The 1603-nt window shown below is 50.9% G+C and carries 1 rRNA gene; it reads left to right on the top strand.

Features of this window, described 5'->3' with window-relative positions:
* Positions 1–7: 7 nt before the first annotated feature.
* Positions 8–1527 (top strand): 16S ribosomal RNA (locus ACE1ET_RS20145).
* Positions 1528–1603 lie beyond the last annotated feature (76 nt).

The following is a 1603-nucleotide window of genomic DNA, read 5'->3' as shown; positions in this document are numbered from 1 at the left end:
TATAACTACAACGAAGAGTTTGATCCTGGCTCAGGATGAACGCTAGCGACAGGCCTAACACATGCAAGTCGAGCGGGATTAGATAGCTTGCTATCTATGAGAGCGGCGCACGGGTGCGTAACGCGTATGCAACCTACCTTTTACAGGGGGATAGCCCGGAGAAATCCGGATTAATACCCCATAAAATTACAGAACCGCATGGTTTAATAATTAAAGTTACGGCGGTAAAAGATGGGCATGCGTATGATTAGTTAGTTGGTGAGGTAACGGCTCACCAAGGCAGCGATCATTAGGGGTTCTGAGAGGAAGGTCCCCCACACTGGTACTGAGACACGGACCAGACTCCTACGGGAGGCAGCAGTGAGGAATATTGGTCAATGGGCGCAAGCCTGAACCAGCCATGTCGCGTGCAGGAAGACTGCCCTATGGGTTGTAAACTGCTTTTGTACGGGAATAACCGTGGATACGTGTATCCACCTGCATGTACCGTACGAATAAGGATCGGCTAACTCCGTGCCAGCAGCCGCGGTAATACGGAGGATTCGAGCGTTATCCGGATTCATTGGGTTTAAAGGGTGCGTAGGCGGATATATAAGTCAGAGGTGAAATCCTGCAGCTCAACTGTAGAATTGCCTTTGAAACTGCATATCTTGAGTGTGGACGAGGCAGGCGGAATGTGTAATGTAGCGGTGAAATGCATAGATATTACACAGAACCCCGATTGCGTAGGCAGCTTGCCAGGCCACCACTGACGCTGATGCACGAAAGCGTGGGGAGCGAACAGGATTAGATACCCTGGTAGTCCACGCCGTAAACGATGTTCACTAGCTGTATGCGATACACAGTATGCGGCCGAGCGAAAGCATTAAGTGAACCACCTGGGGAGTACGTTGGCAACAATGAAACTCAAAGGAATTGACGGGGGCCCGCACAAGCGGAGGAACATGTGGTTTAATTCGATGATACGCGAGGAACCTTACCTGGGCTTAAATGCAGAGTGCATAGATCAGAGATGATTTTTTCTTCGGACTCTTTGCAAGGTGCTGCATGGTTGTCGTCAGCTCGTGCCGTGAGGTGTCGGGTTAAGTCCCATAACGAGCGCAACCCTTGCCGTTAGTTGCCATCAGGTCAAGCTGGGGACTCTAACGGGACTGCCGGTGTAAACCGTGAGGAAGGTGGGGATGACGTCAAATCAGCACGGCCCTTACGTCCAGGGCTACACACGTGTTACAATGGCCGGTACAGAGGGCAGCTACATAGCAATATGATGCGAATCTCGAAAGCCGGTCTCAGTTCGGATTGGAGTCTGCAACCCGACTCCATGAAGTTGGATTCGCTAGTAATCGCGCATCAGCCACGGCGCGGTGAATACGTTCCCGGGCCTTGTACACACCGCCCGTCAAACCATGGAAGCTGGGGGTACCTGAAGTACGTTACCGCAAGGATCGTCCTAGGGTAAATCTAGTGACTGGGGTTAAGTCGTAACAAGGTAGCCGTACCGGAAGGTGTGGCTGGAACACCTCCTTTTTGGAGAGCAACCCCTTAATTTGCAAGGGGATGATTGGTTTGCTTTGTTTTTTCTACCTTATTATAAGGCTTTATA

Origin of the sequence: Quyinboa mangrovi (assembly GCF_042219825.1) — a bacterium.
In the GTDB taxonomy this organism is placed as follows: domain Bacteria; phylum Bacteroidota; class Bacteroidia; order Bacteroidales; family UBA5342; genus JBHJHP01.
Note: the sequence above shows the minus strand (reverse complement) of the source record. Positions and strands in the feature narration are given on the sequence as shown.